Annotated in this window: 16 protein-coding genes; 10 read left to right on the top strand and 6 right to left on the bottom strand. The window is 59.5% G+C overall.

Translation table 11 applies throughout. The features are described from left to right. Nucleotide 1: 1 nt before the first annotated feature. Both IE111_RS11490 and IE111_RS11485 read right to left on the bottom strand, forming a co-directional pair. Nucleotides 2-667: a tRNA (adenine(22)-N(1))-methyltransferase TrmK gene (locus IE111_RS11490; protein ID WP_189608716.1), complete on the bottom strand. Its 666-nt coding sequence runs from the start codon at nucleotides 665-667 to the stop codon at nucleotides 2-4. A gap of 55 nt (nucleotides 668-722) precedes the next feature. After that, nucleotides 723-1,148, bottom strand: coding sequence for an MFS transporter (locus IE111_RS11485; protein WP_229805330.1), 426 nt, complete (start codon nucleotides 1,146-1,148; stop codon nucleotides 723-725). A 390-nt stretch (nucleotides 1,149-1,538) separates the two neighbouring features. Between IE111_RS11485 and IE111_RS11480 the strand changes: the two genes are divergently transcribed. Together IE111_RS11480 and IE111_RS11475 are read left to right on the top strand one after the other, a co-directional pair. Beyond that, nucleotides 1,539-2,414: a leukocidin family pore-forming toxin gene (locus IE111_RS11480; protein ID WP_229805329.1), complete on the top strand. Its 876-nt coding sequence runs from the start codon at nucleotides 1,539-1,541 to the stop codon at nucleotides 2,412-2,414. A 95-nt stretch (nucleotides 2,415-2,509) separates the two neighbouring features. Continuing rightward, a complete protein-coding gene (locus IE111_RS11475; protein ID WP_189608710.1) occupies nucleotides 2,510-3,163 on the top strand; it encodes a hypothetical protein in 654 nt (217 codons plus the stop codon). Between the two features lie 71 nt (nucleotides 3,164-3,234). Here the strand turns inward: IE111_RS11475 and IE111_RS11470 are convergent, their stop codons facing one another. Beyond that, entirely contained in the window at nucleotides 3,235-4,200 is a 966-nt protein-coding gene (locus tag IE111_RS11470; protein WP_189608708.1) for a zinc-binding metallopeptidase family protein, read from the bottom strand. Between the two features lie 283 nt (nucleotides 4,201-4,483). After that, the gene (locus tag IE111_RS11465) at nucleotides 4,484-5,260 is read right to left on the bottom strand and encodes a substrate-binding periplasmic protein (RefSeq protein WP_189608706.1); all 777 of its coding nucleotides are present in this window, start codon (nucleotides 5,258-5,260) and stop codon (nucleotides 4,484-4,486) included. Between the two features lie 293 nt (nucleotides 5,261-5,553). On the opposite strand from IE111_RS11465, the gene IE111_RS11460 reads away from it, so the two are divergent. The 7 genes from IE111_RS11460 to IE111_RS11430 all read left to right on the top strand — a co-directional run bounded on the left by IE111_RS11460 (nucleotide 5,554) and on the right by IE111_RS11430 (nucleotide 12,584). Then, a complete protein-coding gene (locus tag IE111_RS11460) occupies nucleotides 5,554-6,405 on the top strand; it encodes an ABC transporter ATP-binding protein (RefSeq protein WP_189608704.1) in 852 nt (283 codons plus the stop codon). Then, a complete protein-coding gene (locus tag IE111_RS11455; RefSeq protein WP_229805328.1) occupies nucleotides 6,402-7,442 on the top strand; it encodes a FecCD family ABC transporter permease in 1,041 nt (346 codons plus the stop codon). Before IE111_RS11460 ends, IE111_RS11455 begins: the two co-directional genes overlap by 4 nt. 7 nt (nucleotides 7,443-7,449) lie before the next feature. Then, nucleotides 7,450-8,517, top strand: coding sequence for a FecCD family ABC transporter permease (locus tag IE111_RS11450; RefSeq protein ID WP_189608702.1), 1,068 nt, complete (start codon nucleotides 7,450-7,452; stop codon nucleotides 8,515-8,517). A 28-nt stretch (nucleotides 8,518-8,545) separates the two neighbouring features. After that, nucleotides 8,546-9,496, top strand: coding sequence for a ferredoxin family protein (locus IE111_RS11445; protein ID WP_189608700.1), 951 nt, complete (start codon nucleotides 8,546-8,548; stop codon nucleotides 9,494-9,496). 108 nt (nucleotides 9,497-9,604) lie between these two features. Next, nucleotides 9,605-10,603, top strand: coding sequence for an iron-siderophore ABC transporter substrate-binding protein (locus IE111_RS11440; protein WP_189608698.1), 999 nt, complete (start codon nucleotides 9,605-9,607; stop codon nucleotides 10,601-10,603). A 30-nt stretch (nucleotides 10,604-10,633) separates the two neighbouring features. Beyond that, nucleotides 10,634-11,584: an ABC transporter substrate-binding protein gene (locus IE111_RS11435; protein WP_189608696.1), complete on the top strand. Its 951-nt coding sequence runs from the start codon at nucleotides 10,634-10,636 to the stop codon at nucleotides 11,582-11,584. 64 nt (nucleotides 11,585-11,648) lie between these two features. Then, nucleotides 11,649-12,584 (top strand): iron-siderophore ABC transporter substrate-binding protein, encoded by a 936-nt coding sequence (locus IE111_RS11430; protein ID WP_189608694.1) that lies wholly within the window; start codon nucleotides 11,649-11,651, stop codon nucleotides 12,582-12,584. A gap of 43 nt (nucleotides 12,585-12,627) precedes the next feature. Here the strand turns inward: IE111_RS11430 and IE111_RS11425 are convergent, their stop codons facing one another. Together IE111_RS11425 and IE111_RS11420 are read right to left on the bottom strand one after the other, a co-directional pair. Then, nucleotides 12,628-13,824 carry a multidrug effflux MFS transporter gene (locus tag IE111_RS11425; protein ID WP_229805327.1) on the bottom strand — a complete coding sequence of 399 codons (1,197 nt, stop codon included), beginning with the start codon at nucleotides 13,822-13,824 and terminating at the stop codon, nucleotides 12,628-12,630. A 347-nt stretch (nucleotides 13,825-14,171) separates the two neighbouring features. Then, nucleotides 14,172-15,443: an O-acetylhomoserine aminocarboxypropyltransferase/cysteine synthase family protein gene (locus tag IE111_RS11420; protein WP_189608693.1), complete on the bottom strand. Its 1,272-nt coding sequence runs from the start codon at nucleotides 15,441-15,443 to the stop codon at nucleotides 14,172-14,174. A gap of 253 nt (nucleotides 15,444-15,696) precedes the next feature. Between IE111_RS11420 and IE111_RS11415 the strand changes: the two genes are divergently transcribed. Further along, the gene (locus IE111_RS11415; protein ID WP_189608692.1) at nucleotides 15,697-17,097 is read left to right on the top strand and encodes a DUF4856 domain-containing protein; all 1,401 of its coding nucleotides are present in this window, start codon (nucleotides 15,697-15,699) and stop codon (nucleotides 17,095-17,097) included. Nucleotides 17,098-17,154 lie beyond the last annotated feature (57 nt).

Below are 17,154 nucleotides of genomic sequence, written 5' to 3'. Positions count from 1 at the left end.
TTCAGTCCGAAGCCAAGAGTGGTTCGTAGGCCGCCAGCACCGCGTCCGAGTCGGTATCCGCCGGGTTGCGGCGTTGCTTGCGGGCGTGGCGCACCAGCTTGGTCAGGTGCGCCCGGTGCTGCGGATCGCGTGCATCCCAGAACGGTGCCGGGTTGCCGATGGGAGCCGGCGCCCGGTGTCTGTCCTGCGTGACCCTCAGCCACTCATAGCCTCGTCCGTTCTCGAACACCAGACCTTCCTCCAGCAATCCATATCCCTGTTCGCGCAACCAGCGCCGCACCTGAAACAGGTTATTGGCCGGCGAAATCAGCCAATCGAACCGACTCTCGGAGCCCGGTTGCGACAACGCCTCCAGAATCCGGATCGTCATCTCGTCGCCAACCCCGGCCAGCACCAACAGATGCCACCCGTCGCCGGGTAACTGCAATCGTTCCGCTTCGACAGTGTGCAGCGTATAGCCTGTGGCACCGTACCGGACCAGCCGCGTCTCCAGGTCCGTCATGATGGAGGCGATACAGTCGTTGAAGTGCACCCGGGGCGCCCGGCCGGTCTCGATCAGGGCCATGCCCAGCCGGCCGTGATCGCAACACAGGTCCCAGACCGAGTCGTAACCGGAGGGGATGGCATGGAAGAGGGCGGTCAGTCGTTTTCCCAGGCGGGTTTTCATCGGACAGCGATTCGTCGAAAGCGGGCGCGCATTCTAACCGATCCGCCGGATTCGGTCAGGTGGCGCTCATCTCGGCACCGGCTTCTTCTTCAAGCGACGCCACCCAATGGGCCCGGGCCGGCAGCAACCGAACCGCACCCATGTACAACAACAAGGCCACGACGGAAAATCCGGCGGTGGCGTACCAAACCGTGGCGCCCATCGTTTGCAACAGGAGGCCACCCACGGCCGGTCCCAGCGCGAAGCCGTAACCGTAGAGCGCATTGGCACCGAAATAACTGCCGCGAAGATGGCGCGGGGCCATGGTGTCGATCTGTACGTTCAGTGTCGGAAACAGAATCGCCTCGCTCAGGCTCATCACGAAGGTGGCGGCGATCCAGCTCCAGTAACCGTCGACCGGCAACCAGGCGCAGGCGGAAAACGATGATTCCGGAGTGAGCGAGAAAGTATTAAGTGAGATAACGAAGCTGTCATGAAGCATTTCGATGTTGACTGATTCAGTGGTGCAGCCCCTCTTACGAGCACTTGTCTTCATGGAAGAGCGACTGCGTCATCGCGTTGCCGTTGGAATACGGGGTAGGTCCGGTTTTCTGATCGTGTGTTGGTTTTTCAGTTGTTCCGTTATGGTCAACGTGACAATGCGCGCCAGGAAACACCTGGTTCGGTTTATTCTAATATGTGCCTCAACACGACAGCACTGACCTCGCGGCGACGTTCACTGCTTCCAAGCATTTCCGCTGATGTAGTCTGGCCACGAACGGATTCAATACCAGACGCAGGATGCATCCCCATCGGCTGTTGCCAGAACATACGAGGATTCACAATGATAAAAACAACCTTGCGAACGGGTATTGTCACCGGTGCCGTCCTGGTGACCGGTTTCGCTCAGGCTGACGACATCATCAAAGCCTATTCATCGACGCTCTATGAACTCAATGACTCCAGTGCGAATCAAAACCGAATCAGTGCAATCTACACCGTTAAAAACATTTGGAACACCACACACTGGCCAGAGGCGATCAAGGAGGTCAAACTGATTCTGGACGGTGGTTCCGGGTTCAATACGCGAGGTGTTCCGTCCAAACAGACGTTGTATCACTATACGTTTGGTGGAGATTATCGCTACACCGTCCCGACAGGATTCCAGCTGAAAGTACGACCGACGGGTGGCGCGGGAGTGACCTATTTCAATCACGTACCGCATAACGATATCCAAACGGCCTGGGTCAGCGAGTCCATCTCCTTCAATGCCGGAATAGGCGGGACAGCCAGTGAAACCCCGGGCGGGACGGTTGACCTGGGGGTGACATGGACCGACACCATTCGATACCAGCAGCCCGAATTCACCACCCTGACCTATGCGGACGGTATCAATACCGGGGCGGTCAGATGGGATATCGAAAACAGGACGATAAAACACGGCACTCCGGCCAAAAATTACCTGATACACAGTTGGACGAGCTGCAGCGCCAGCAACCTGATCGACATCGACGAACTGCCAGCGATCATGCGTTCGAACTTTCGCCCGCAAGCTTCTGTTTTGTATCGCAAGCAGACAACCACCGACTGGAACAACAGTACCCGGTTCACGCTGGAAGCCAACTGGAAGAAAACCCACTACCACTTCGCACGAGACTGGTGTAGCTGGTATACCAACTTCAGTTGGAAGAACTATAACGACTATGACGAATGGACGAGAGAGAGTCGCGACGTCGTCGTAAAATGGCATGATTATTTGTATCGATAAGTTGGTGTTCACAGAACAGGGAGGGCCGCCTCCCTGTCGCCTTGTATCCAATCCATGCCAGAAGACCACATTTTCGGCGACCGGAGATCATTGCCATGCCATTTAAAAAGTCGTTTTTATGGGTGCTCGCCCTATGTGTCGGAGCAGCCGTCGTTTGGCTCAGAGTATCCACAGTATCCGATATCAATCCAACCGATGAGGCGACGACAGCAGTCGGTGAGAACGATAGAAAGGATAATTCCAAGGTCACACAGGCGCGTGTGCAGGCCGTCGAACCCGAAAATGATACCGGCCCGGAACAAGGAGGTGAACCGGACCAGGCCACGTCCGAAGCGACTGAAAGCAGTTGGATAACCCTCGGTACCACTTCGCTGAGTGCGCAACTGTATGACTTTATTGAAACCGAGAAGCTGAAGTATGTCGACATCGGTGGTTATCCATTCGATGATTATACCGACAACACATTGAGACAGCTTGCACAGTCTGGCGACGTATTACTGTTCGACAATACCGACGCTTATCGGCTTGAAGGGTTGGAAGAAGAACCGGCCGACATCGTGGCCGACTACTTCGGCACGGCCGCTGAAGCCGACGCTGTCATTGCGACCAGCAGAACCAATGCTGAAGGCGGCATTCACTATATGGTGTTGCCGGTTAATAAAAGCGGAGATGACAAAGCGTTTTATGCGGATATTAAACGGGCCGTTACTCTGTTAAAGGACGAAAGGGACAACAAGGCTCAGCGATGAATCATTGTTCACATCGGCGCATTCACTTGCCGTGAGCCACCGGAAGTGGCCGTTCTCCGATGCGCTTGTTCTCAAAGCCCCAGCGCACCCCGGCGCAACCAATTGTGCACGAACGCCAGTTTCTGTCGGGCGTGATTCGACAACACGAACGGATAGAGATCCGAAAACCCCATGGTGCGATTAATGTGATTGACGCCGATGGTGAGCGTGGCGGCGATGTGGATCAATCGCTCGGCATCGGGCTCGGAATACGGGTCCCAGCCGGAGTGGGGGATTTGTGGCGATGACAGACCGGCGGCCACGAAACTGTCGGCGATGTCCGTCAGATGTAATAGATGCGCGGCGGTTTCCGCCCAGTCCTCATGCGGGTGGGCCGAAGCGTAACTGGTCAGATAATACTGTCTCCATTCCTCTGGCGGACCGTTTTCGTAGTGATAGCGAAGCGCCGCCGGGTAATCAATGCGTTCGTCACCGAACATGGCGCGAAACGCATCGATAAAGTCCTCGCGGAGGCTTAACCGCCACCAGAGCATGTGTGCGATCTCGTGGCGCATATGGCCGATCATGGTGCGATAGGGCTCCTGCAACGCCTCGCGGCGGGTGGTGAGCAGAATAGGGTCCACTTCCGCCACACTGATGGTGACCACGCCTTCGGCATGACCCATGGGAACCGGGGTCGGTCCTTCGGCGAGCAAATGAAACACCGGAGGCGCCCCCGGATCTTCCGGTCGAAACCAATGCCAGCGTCCCAGATTGTCCAGCACCCACCGTTTGGCGGCTTCGGTCTGCGCCCAGTTGGGGATGGCGTTCGCAATGGTCGGATCGGGCGCCAGGGCCGTCATGGCGCAGGAACGACAAAAAGCGCCTTCTTTCGGAGCTATCCAGTTACAACCGATTCTATCCCGGTTGGCACAGAACGGTGGTGTAGGCAGGAATGCCCGCGCCTGCGGGTCATAGGCGACGGGCGTGCCGTCGGCCGTGGAGAGATTGTCGAACCAGAGTGAACCGGAACCGACCGGGTTGGCGAATACACGCATTGGGAGCGCTCCTGATGAAACGATTGGCTGCCATAGTTCGGGGTGGACTCACGGTATCCCAAGGCGGGCAGTGTACGCCATGACTGCGGTCCTGATCGGTATTTTCAGTCCTGGACCGCAGGATCGTAATCCACCGCGTCCGCGATGGTATGGCCGTGCCATGATGATGGATTGCTTCGATATCGGGGGTTTTTCGGGCTACCCGAGGCACAGGTGTAGTCGGTCTATCGGCCGGGTGCAAGTAGGCGGCTTCCGATCGCCCGGTTATCCATGCCCGACGAGTCTACCGATTGGGCTCGGGAGGAAGATACACGCCATTGGCTACATTATTGATGTAGACCGGAATCAATCCCCGCTCTTTGATGATCGCCAAGCCTTCGTTGAACCTTTTCATCAATGCTTCACCTCTCGGGCTCCTGGTGAAAATCAACCGGTAGGGCCAGGACTCGATCGGGCTCGGATCATAGCCGATCCTGTCCGCCTGATCCGGGAATCGTTGCTGCAGCATGTGCAGGCCGACCAATTTATCGAGTGAAAACGCATCTATGCGTTTGGACAACAGCTTGGAGAAGTTCCGGTGTTCAACCGTGACCAGCTCCATTTCCACGTCCACACCCCGGGCCTTGGCGGCCTCAAACCACGGGTAGCTGGCGCTCAGCAAGCCGCCGAAGCGCTTGCCGTCCAGATCTTCGTAATCCTGCCAGATCAGCGGGTCGTTCTTGTTGTAGAAGAACACAGCCTCACCTTCCAGCAGTACATCCGAAAACAACAGGGATTGCGCTCGTTCCTCGGTCCTGACCCAGAGTATGGAGGCATCCTGGGTGCCGTTTTCGACATAGACCCGCACCCGCTGCCAGGGATAGTACTCGAAAGCTACATCCACGCCACCCGCTTCGAACGCCTCTTTCACAAGATGGGCGGCGACGCCGTTGTGGGGGAGTTCCTGCGACAGATAGGGAGGCCATTCGCCAATGGCGATACGGACGGTTTCCTGGGCGGACAATGGAATACAGTTAGAGATCAGGAATATGGCAAGGCCGGTTCTGAGAAGAGAGTACATCGGAGGTGTGCTTCCAAATACTTGCGACTGTGGCTCAGTGTAGGTCAAAGTCGGTGCGTCGGTTTCGCTCTTTGGTGTTTTTCTGTCAACTGCGCGGCATCGGCCCGATGAACAATGCCCTGCCTCTGGTTGCCACCTTCGAGTGTCTTGTCACCAGAACGGCAGTGAAGCGAGTTGAGTGTTTGAGAGGGTACCGAGGGGCTTTCAGCCGTCGTTGAGGTGTCTGGTTTGCAAATGAAAGTAATTCGCAATACTATTCATGACTGTACATTCAATGCATCGGGCGCAGTATCATGAGTGATTCGGTCAAGACCCCATTTCAGCGAAAACGACTGAGAGGCGAGCAACTCACGGTCGGCTACGATGAGGCCGCCATCCTGAACCAGGTCAACTTCCAGGTGCCGGACAGTCAGGTCACGGTCCTGGTGGGACCGAACGGCAGCGGCAAGTCGACCCTGTTGAAAACCCTGGCCCGCATCCTGAGCCCGCGCGAAGGGCAGGTGATGCTCGACGGCAAGGACATCCACAAGACGCGTACCCGCGAAGTGGCGCAGAAACTCGGCCTTCTGCCGCAGGGGCCGATCGCACCGGAAGGGCTCACCGTTCGGGAACTGGTGGCCCAGGGGCGTTTCCCGCACCAGAACCTGTTGCGTCAGTGGTCCTCCGAGGACGAACGCGCCGTGGGCGAAGCCATGGAGATCGCTCAGGTTACCGAATTCGCCGACCGACCCATCGACGGTCTGTCCGGCGGGCAGCGCCAGCGCTGCTGGATCGCCATGGTCCTCGCCCAGGAAACCGACCTGATCCTGCTCGACGAGCCGACCACCTTTCTGGACCTGAAAGTACAGGTCGACCTGATGAACCTGCTCGTACGCCTGGCGCACGATACGGACCGCACTCTGGTGGTCGTGCTGCACGAACTGAACCTGGCCGCCGCCTACGCGGACTATTTGGTCATGATGCGCGACGGCGCTATCCATCACCATGGCGCACCGGACACCATCTTCACCAGCGACAACCTGAAATCGGTGTTCGACCTGGATGCCCATGTCATCCGGGATCCGCACTCGCACCGTCTGATCTGTGTGCCGGCGCCGGTGCCTGCCGAAACCCGGGACATCGAGGTCGGCATCCGCATCGCATGAGCCTGTCCGATACGATGGATGCCCGGTCGGAGACTGCGGCGACCAGCGCCTGGGTACGCTACAGCGCCGCCCTGCCTGTCGCCGTCGGTGTGTTGGCACTGATGTTCGGCTGGCACATTGCCGTGGGGGCCAAATCCCTGCCGCTGGGTACCGTTCTGGATGCCCTGGTGAACTACGACAACGCCGAATTCGACCACATGATCGTGCGCGAGCTGCGCATGCCCCGCGCGCTGATCGCGGCCCTGGTCGGCGCCAGCCTGAGCGTGGCCGGGGCCTTGATGCAGGGTGTTACTCGCAATCCTCTGGCCGAGCCGGGGATTTTGGGCCTGATGGCCGGGGCGTCGTTCGCCGTGGTCATGGCCATCGGCGTATTCGACGTCGTGCATCCGGCCTGGCTGCCCTGGGTGGCCGCGCTTGGTGCGCTGGTGACAGCCCTGGCTGTCTGGCTGATTGCCCAATGGGCGCCCGGCGGTGCCACACCGCTGACATTGACGCTTGCCGGGGCAGCCATTACTGCGTTTCTGGGGGCGCTGATATCAGTGGCACACCTGCTCAACCAGGATTCCTTTGAGCAGCTGCGAGTCTGGCTGGCCGGTTCTTTGGCCGGTCGCCGGGTCGATGAATTGAGAGTCGTGACCCCCTGGATCATCGCCTCACTGTTTCTCGCGCTGGCGCTGTCCAGCAAGGTGACGGTGCTGGCCATGGGCGACGATGTCGCCCGGGGGCTGGGTGTCCGCACCGGCTGGCTCAAGGTCCAGGTACTGGTCTGCGTGGTCGTGCTGACGGCCTGTTCCGTGGCCCTGGCCGGGCCGTTGGGCTTTGTCGGGCTGGTGATTCCGCATGTCGTCCGACTGTTCGTCGGCGCGGATTATCGGTGGATCGTCCCCTATTCGGCGGTGATTGGGGCCGCCTATCTTCTGGGGGTGGACATCATCGCCCGTCTGGCCCTGAGGCCGGAGGAAGTCGCCACCGGCATCGTCACCGCCATGGTCGGTGCGCCGCTGTTCATTCATCTGGTCAGGCAGAGGGCGCGCTGAGATGTGGATGATCGACAATGCCCGTCCGGTCGCCCTGGTGGTGCGCGGGTTCAGGGAACGACTGGCGCTGCGCCTGCCGGTGAACGCCCTGGGTGTTTTCGCCGGTCTGTTGGTCGTCATTCTGGGCCTGGTGGCCATCAGCCTGACGTTGGGCAGCTATGACATGAATCTGGTCCAGGTCTGGAATACTCTGATCACCCAGTCGGAATCGGAACAGATGTCCACGGTGGTCTGGGAATTCCGCTTCCCGCGCACACTGGTCGCGGCTCTGGTGGGGGCCATGCTGGCCCTATCCGGTGCGTCGCTGCAGAACGTAACGCGTAACGGCCTGGCCGATCCGTCCCTGGTCGGCATTTCCCAGGGGGCGGGTCTGGCTGTAGTGGCGGTCACCGTGCTGTGGCCGGATCAGGCCGGTCCCTGGCGTCCTTGGGTAGCCTTCGGCGGGTCACTGATCGTGGCCGCCGTCATTCAGGGGCTGAGTTGGAATCGTCGCGGCGGCAGCTCCATTCGGTTTATCTTGATGGGCATCGGCGTCGCCGCCTTTATCAGCTCCATCACGTCGGCGTTGATGACCTACGGTCAGATCGACCGCGCCATGTCGGCACTGGCCTGGCTCAGCGGCAGCATCAACTCGGCGGGGTGGGGCGAGGTCAAGATGCTGTTCGCCTGGTTCGTTGTCCTGTTGCCGTTAATGCTGATGCTGAGTCGGTCCATGGCCGCTCTGCAAATGGGGGAAGTCACCGCTATTGGCCTGGGTGTGCCGGCACGCTGGATTCGCGTCGCCCTGATCAGCGTCGCCGTCGGGTTCGCCGCCATCGCCACCGCGGCCGTTGGCCCGCTCGGGTTTGTTGGCCTGATCGCGCCGCACGCCGCCCGGCGCATTTCGCGCAGCGGGGTCGGTCTGCATTTGCTCATCAGCGCGGTGGTCGGTGCTTTCGTAGTCACGCTGGCCGATTTGCTGGGTCGGGTCCTGTTCGCACCGGTGCAGATTCCGGCCGGGCTGGTCACCGCCATCATCGGCGTACCGATTTTCATCGTTCTACTGCATCGGGCTCAAGCCAGGAGTTCGTTGTGATTCGCTTCATCGAAAGGGGGTTGAGGTCATGACACAGTTCTGTGCGCAATACAGCCGGAAAGTCGACGAGCCCCTGGCGGGTACCGGCGCACACCCGAGAACCAATCTCTTGCTGAGCTGGCCCATCGGGTCCTGGACCCGGACCTTCCATCAGGCCAAGAACATGAGCGAAGACGTGTCGAACCGGGTGAAAGACCTGATCGACAGCGGGCGACGCATCAACCTGATCCATCGTGCCGACCAACCCGGGGATCGGCATCGGGCCTACCTGATGCCGGAAAAACAGGCCTTCGACATCCCGCATGCGGACATCGAAGCCTTCCTCACGGCCCTGTACCGGGGCGATTCGCTGGACGCCTGGTCCATCGGTGAGGTCCGTCACAAGGTCGTGTTGTGCTGCACCCACGGGGTCAAGGACAAATGCTGCGCCAAGTTCGGTAACGCCAGTTTCAAGGCGCTCGACGCGGCGGCAACCGGCTACGACGGCGCCTTTGAAATCTGGCAGTCGACCCATCTGGGGGGCTGCCGACTGGCCTCGGCCGCTCTGGTGTTTCCGGACATGCACAAGTACGGCCGCATCGACGCCGAGCATGTCGAAGGCTTGCTGGCCAGCGAATACGACAACCACCCTTATCTGCCGTGCTATCGCGGTGACGGTGCCTTGCCGCCCGCCCAGCAGATTGCCGACATCGAAGCCCGCCGGCAATTGCACGCACTCGGCGTGCGTCCCCGTCGGGTGAATATTCTCTCGGAAGAGCGCGAGAACGAAGAGGTGTCCCGAGTCGACCTCCAGTGGCACTCGGAGACGGACCAGGGACGGCTGACCATCGATCTCGAAGCGCTGACGTCCGTCCGCTATGCCACCTGCGCCGATATCGACGACGGTGAGGAACCGGTTGCCCACCCAACCTGGCAGCCCGTCTCCACTGACGCCGTACAACACTGTGATCCGACCGACGCCGACAGCCTGATTTCATAACCCGGACCGTCCAGACCGAATCGCGGAGCGCTTCGGCCGGACAGTTTTGATTCAAAAAACATGAATAGTTATTAATAAGATTATTATTTACAAAAACGAGGAAGCATTATGAGAAAACCGTATTCGCTGGCCTGGCGCACGGCTCAGGCCATCACGGCCGCCATACTGTTCACGGTCGCCACGGCTCAGGCCGACACCGTCTACCCGCTGACCCTCGAGCATAAATTCGGTACATCGGTTATTCCGGAACAACCGGAACGGGTGGCCACCGTGGATTATGCCGGTGGCGACAACCTGCTGGCCTTCGGCTACCAACCTCTGACCGTTCGCTATTGGTTCGGCGAATACGACAACGCCGTCTGGCCCTGGGCGCGGCCGCTGCTGGAATCCGAACCGGAAGTGATTCGCGGTGAACTGAACTACGAGCAGATCGCCAAGACCAATCCGGATGTGATCCTTGCCATTCGCTCCGGCATCACCCGGGAAGACTACGAACAACTCAGCAAGATTGCGCCGGTGGTGGCTGTGCCCGAAGGCGTCGGCGACTACTCGCTGACCTGGCAGGAGCGTGCACGCATGGTCGGTCGTATGTTGAACCAGCAAGACGAGGCCGAAACCCGGATCGCGGCGATCGAGGATCAACTGGCCGCTGTCGAGGCCGCCCATCCGGAATGGGCTGGAAAAACCTTCGCCATGGCCACCTACTGGAACGGTGTCGGCGTCTACTCCGCCGAAGACACCGGCGTGATCCTGATCGAGAACATGGGTTTGACCGTCCAACCGGCCGTCGAGGACATGACCGAGGAAGGCGAGTTCTACATCTCCCTGTCCGAGGAAAAACTGCCGCTGATCGATGCCGATGTCCTGTTCTGGTACACCACCGGCGAGGCGCGTCAGCAGATCGAATCGCTGGCGTTGCGTCCCCGGATGCGTGCTTACCAGGAAGGCCGTGAAATCTTCCTGCCCGGAAATTCCATACGTAACGGTGCCTTGTCCTACAGCACTCTGCTGAGCCTGCCCAAAGCCATCGAGACAATGACCCCGCTGATCGAGCGTGCGGTCGATGGCGACCCGGGCACCGAGGTAAGTGGACCGATCGACTCCTGATTCGAATCCAATAAACGAGGAATGCGTTCGATGAAATCTCTACTGACTTTTCTGCTGGTGGCTTCGGTGTCCCTGTCCATACAGGCGGCGGACATGAGGACCTTTAACGACCACACGGGCAGCGTTGACATACCGGCCGACCCGCAACGCATCGTGGCCCTGAACGACCACGTTCTGGCCATGCCGCTGATTGAACTGGGTGCACCGCTGGTGGGCAGTTCCGGCCGGGTCCGGGACGACGGCAGCATTTATCTGCGGGGCGTGAAAGATCTGCTGGGTGTGGATTTCGACAACAGTCCGATCGAGTTTATCGGTACCTACGGCGAAACCGATATGGAAAAAATCGTCTCGCTGAGCCCGGACCTGATCGTCGCCTTCGCCTATCACGATGACGCGACACTGGAGCGGATGCGCAAGATAGCGCCGACGGTGGTGATCGATACCGACCAGCCGGTTCTGGATGTCATTCGCGATATCGCCGACGCCGGCGGCGTGTTGGATGAATACAACAAACGACTGGCGCTGTACCAGGCGCGTCTGGATGAGGCGAAATCGATAATTCCCAATGCTTCCGACATTCAGGTATCCGTCCTGCAAGCCTACGACGGAAAATTATCCGTCTATGAATCTTACGGCGCTTTGGGCCAGGTGATTCAGAACATGGGATTCAAACAGCCGGAGGCCGTTTCCGGGATCGAGGGCCATGCGGATTTCAGCGCTGAATCCCTGACCGAATTCGACGGTGACTTTATTTTCGACACCTATCGCATTTCCGCCGGCGACTTGCCGCAGGACGCACGCGAACGCATGGCCGAAGTACTGCCCGGCTGGTGCGACGTTCTGCACGCGTGCCGCACCAATCAGTATGTCGTCTTGCCGAGGACCTTTGTCTATTCGTCGTCCTTCGCCTCGCTGGAGCTGAATGTTCAGTTGCTGGTGACGCACATCGGCGGGCGAAACCATATCCCCTACCAACCGTAAACAGTCTCCGTTTCCGGGCAGGTCGCTGGAAGGCCTGTCCTATACCGAACAGTGGTGAACACATATGAAACAACTCTGGATCAGATTACTGACCGCGGTCCTGGTCGTCGGTGCCACCCAGGCCGCCGACTTCCCGGTCACCATCGAACATAAATTCGGCGCAACCACGATACCCGTCGAGCCGGATCGTATTGTCTCCGTCGGTTACACGGAACAGGATGACCTGTTCGCTCTGGGCAAGGCGCCAGTCGCCATTCGCCCCTGGGGCACACCAATGCCGCACGGTGTCTGGCCCTGGGCCGAGGAAGCGGCCAAGGGCGCCGAACCGACGGTACTGGGTCGCGGTCCGCTCGATTTCGAAGCCATCGCGGCACTGGATCCGGATCTGATTATCGGTATTTACGCGGGCGTCACCGAGGAAGACTACAAGCGTTTGTCGCTGATCGCGCCGACCGTATTGCAACCGGGCGACTATGTCGATTACGCCACGCCCTGGGAAGAACAGACGCGCATCATCGGCCGCGCCGTCGGAAAGGCGGAAGAGGCGGATGCGCTGGTCGAAGGCATCAAGGCACGCTTCGCGCAGACCCGCTCCGAGCATCCGGAATTTGAGGGCAAGACCGTAGCCGCCGCTTTCTTTTGGGATGGCCAGGTCGGCGCCTACACCAGCGGTGAACCGCGCAGCCGTTTTTTCACCGAACTGGGTATGGTGATTCCAGAGGTCTACGATGAGGAATCCGGCGACGCCTTCTACGCCACCTTCAGCCTGGAACGCATCCATCTGCTCGACGTCGATTTTCTGGCCTGGTATTGGGATTCACCCGAGGGTGCCCTGGCCTCCAACGAGGTGCAGCGCCTGCGGCAAACACTGGGCGCCTACCAGGACGATCGCGAAATGATTCTACCGGCTCGACTGCGCTGGGCGCTGTCCTTCTCCAGCCCGCTGAGTCTCGACTATGCGCTGGACGAGTTGGTGCCGGTGCTGTCCGACCGGCTGTAGATAAAATCGGGCGTATGGTACGCCCGAACATCATCGACCTGAATCAGGCCGCCGCTTCCTGCGGCGCGCCGCGCAATGTCATCACCGACAGCCCCACCGCCAGCAGCGAACACAAGGCAATGGCCCCGGCCAGCATCACAGGCGTGCCGTCGAAGACCACGCTCACCACGGCGATGGACACCGCACCCAACATCATTTGCAAGGTGCCACCCAGAGCAGCCGCCGTCCCGGCGATTGGCCCGTGCTCTTCCAGTGACAGCACCATGGAGGTCGGCACCACCAGCCCCAGAAACGCATAGGTGACCAGCAACAGGCTCACCAGCAACGGGAAACTGTCGTAACCCAGGTTGACGGTCATGAACAGCACGCACGCCGAAGTGGCGTAACCCGCCACCGCCCATTTCACCACAGCGATGGAACCAAAGCGGGCGCCCAGATTGGCCGCAATCTGACTGGTGCTGAAAAAGCCCAGAGCGTTCAAGGCGAAGGCCAGACTGAACTGGAACGAGGTCAGGCCGTAGTAACCGGTGTACAGAAACGACGCCGTCGCCAGAAAGGCGAAAAAGCTCGCCATGCCCATACCACCGATCAGAGTCAGACCCATATAGCCCGGGTCCCGAAACAGGACACCGAACGCCTTCATCATGGAGTTAAACCGGAACGGCGCTCGATCGGCCTGGTTCAACGTTTCCTTCAGCGCGAAGCCAGTCAGGAACAGGCCGAGTACCGTCACCACCGCCACGCTCAAAAACACCGCGCGCCAACCGAAGGGCACAATCACCGCACTGCCGAGTAGCGGCGCCAGCATCGGCGACACCGCGACCACCAACATGATGGTGGACATCAGACGGGTCGCTTCGGTGCCGGTGTAGCGGTCGCGAATCACCGCGCGCGGAATCGACATCACCGACGCCGCGCCGACGCCTTGCAAAAAGCGCAGAGCGATCAGCCATTCAATATTGGGTGCGAACGCACAACCGAGCGATGCCAGACCGAAAATCCCCAGCCCGAAATACAACGGCGGCTTGCGACCGAACACATCCGACGCAGGTCCGTACAACAACTGGCACAAACCAAAGGCGATGAAGAACGACATCAGCGTCCACTGCGATGCGGAAACCGAAGCGGACAGATCCTCGGTAATGGCCGGCATCGCCGGCAGATACATGTCGATGGCGAACGGACCGATCCAGCTGAGCAGGCCGAGGATCAGGGCCATTTTAATCATGTCGGTTTTCACGGAGTGTCCTTTGTATAAAAGCGTATCGAAAGATGGATGAAGCCGCGGAGGGCCAATGGTAACGTTTTCTGCTGGCATTGCCAGATGACGCCTAAAGCGTTGTTTACATAATCAGTCGAACGGTTTTATCGGAAATCGACAGGAGGGGTAAAAAATTTAAACAAGCCTGGAAGGGAATAGCCAGTGTGGATGCACATTGGGCTAGCGCCGGCGGCTGGGTGACCCTATTCGGGGATGTCGACAGCCTGGACGGCTGTCGCCAAGCCCCCATGGATGGGTCTACGGCGACCCCGAATAGGGTCACCCAGTCGCCGGTGCGGGTTCTGACACCCAATTGAACTTGAGAGTTACACCTGAGCCAATGCCTGCTCGATATCCGCCAGGATGTCATCGATGTGTTCGATACCGATCGACAACCGAACCAGATCGCGACTGACGCCAGCCTTGGCCAGTTCCTCGTCGTTCAACTGACGGTGCGTGGTCGACGCCGGATGGCAGGCCAGCGACTTGGCATCGCCTATGTTTACCAGTCGCAGGATCATCTGCAACGCATCGATGAAGCGGCCACCGGCTTCGATGCCGCCGTCGACGCCGAAACTGAGAATACCGGACGCCCGACCGCCGCAGATGGATTGGCAGAGTTCATGGTAAGGGCTGTCGCTCAAGCCCGCATACTTCACCCAGGTCACTTTCGGGTGCTGTTGCAGGTACTCGGCCACTTTCACCGCGTTCTCACAGTGACGATCCATGCGCAGACCCAGGGTTTCCAGCCCCTGCATGATGTAGAACGCATTGGTCGGCGACAGAGCGGCGCCGGTATTGCGCAGCGGCACCACACGGCAACGGCCGATGTAGGCGGCCTCGCCCAACGCCTCGGTGTAGACCACACCGTGATAGGACGGATCGGGCTCGTTCAGCATCGGGTAGCGCTCGGGTTGCGCGGCCCAGTCGAACTTGCCCGAATCCACAATGGCGCCGCCGACGGCAATGCCATGGCCACCGATGTACTTGGTCAGCGAGTGCACCACAATGTCGGCACCGTGTTCGAACGGCCGGCACAGGTAGGGCGTGGCGACTGTATTGTCGACGATCAGCGGTACGCCATTGCGGTGGGCGATATCGGCCAGACGCTTCAAGTCGACGATGTTGCCGGCCGGGTTACCAATGGACTCGCAGAAAACCGCCTTGGTCTTGGCATCGATGTTGGCTTCGAACGCATCGTAATCCGCTGCGTCGACCATCCGCACCTCGATGCCCTGGTTCGGGAAGGTGTGCGCGAACAGGTTGTAGGTGCCGCCGTACAGCTGGCTGGTGCTGACGATGTTGTCGCCAACCCGGGCGATGCACTGGATGGCGTAGGTGATGGCCGCCATACCCGAGGCCAGCGCCAGGGCGCCGATGCCGCCTTCCATGGCCGCCACACGCTGTTCCAGCACAGCATTGGTCGGGTTCATGATGCGGCTGTAGATATTGCCCTCGACTTTCAGATCGAACAGGTCGGCCCCGTGCTGGGTGTTGTCGAAGGTGTAGGACGTGGTCTGGTAGATCGGCACCGCGGCCGACTTGGTGGTCGCTTCGGATTCGTAACCGTGGTGCAGGGCGAGGGAATCGAGTTTCATGGTGTCCTTCCTGTAAGTGACGGTGTATGAGTCTGGAGCAAAGCTTGTCTGGATCGGAGGTCGATGGCAAGCCGTAATGCGCAACGGGGCGGGTGGCACAGGGTTTCATAGCGCAATAAAAATATAATTGATAATAGTTAGCGTTCAAATTAGCGTGAGGGTATGGTATTTTCCCCATCCAGAATTCGTAGCGGGACAGCCGGCGGGCTGGCCTGGTCATCAATAAAAACACTCAAACTGGATGGGAAACACCATGAAACTCAAGCATTTGATTGTGGCGACCGCGGTCGCTTCCCTGGGATCCGTATCGGCCGCGTCCGGCGATCACTATGCGGATTTTCCGGTTACTCTGAACGGCTATGACGGCGACGCCACCACCTCTGTGGCCTATACCGGTCAAATGGCCCGCCACGTATTGCACAACTCCCTGAAAAAGCTCGCCGGTTCCGGCACCGGCGACAATGCCGACGAACTGCTCGAACAAATGCTGGCCTACTTCGAAGGCGGTGACTCGCTGGACATCATCGATCCGGCGTCCAAGTCCGGTTTCGCGATCAAACAATCCGAAGTCGATGCCATCTCCACCGGCAAAAACCTGTCCGGCAAGGCCTATGGCGGTTATGTGACCGGTTGGCCGGGCCAGATGACTGGCGCCGAGGTGCTGCGTTTCATGATCGAAAAAGCGGCCGAAACCGAAGGCGGTTACGATCCGGTCAACGGCTATAACTACGCACAGTTGATTTCCAAGTTCGCCATGGGCGCGGTGTTTTATAACCAAGCCGTCGACAACTATCTGGACGAGCGCATCGAAGGCGATGTGAAGCCCAACGACAAACCCTACGGTGAAGGCGACCACTACACCGGTAAGGAACACGTCTGGGACGAAGGCTTCGGTTACTTCGGCGCTCCGGCCCATGCTCTGTCGCTGGATGCCGCCACCGCCTACAGCATCGCCAAGCAGGACCCGGACGTATTCGACGAAGCCGACTACAACGGTGACGGCGTGGTCGACCTGGTCACCGAGATGACCTATGCCCATGCCTACTACGCGGCCAATGCCGACAAGGGCGGCCAGTCCAACTACCTGAACACCATCATGCAGGCCTTCATCGACGGTCGTCAGCTGATCGCCGACGCCGACGGCGAAAAACTGTCCGACGATGAACTGGATCAACTGCAGGGCTACGCGGACACCATCAAGTCCAACTGGGAGCGCGTCATCGCCGAGGCCGCCTTCAAATACGCCGGTTCGGTCTACAGCGATGCCATGGCTCTGCATGAAGCCGTCGAGGAAGGCGACAGCGTCGTCGACCTGATGCCGACCTACGTCAAACACTGGGGTGAGCTGAAAGGCTTCGCACTGTCCCTGCAGACCGGTGGCAAGGATCTGGGCAGCGTCGGCGTCCAGCTCGACCGCCTGATTGGCTTCGGTCCGGTTCTGCTCGGCAGCACCCAGGTCACCGGCATCGATGGCGACGGCGACTACATCCAGTCCGAGTCCATCACGCTGAAGGAATACGCGTTGAACATGCTGGAAGTGCAAAAACTGCTGTCGCAGAACTTTCACCTGGTCGCGCGGTCCAACGATCGTCTGGGCAACCTGGAATCCCTGTCCGAGCAGCTGGAATCCGGCGCCAACGTCGAAAACGATTGATCCGTGATATGCCCCGGCCCTTGATCGAGGGTCGGGTCAGCATCGGATAAAAGGCAA

It is taken from the genome of Saccharospirillum salsuginis, assembly GCF_014651855.1.
Classification (GTDB): Bacteria; Pseudomonadota; Gammaproteobacteria; order Pseudomonadales; family Natronospirillaceae; genus Saccharospirillum; species Saccharospirillum salsuginis.
This window is presented reverse-complemented; position numbering and strand designations above follow the sequence as displayed.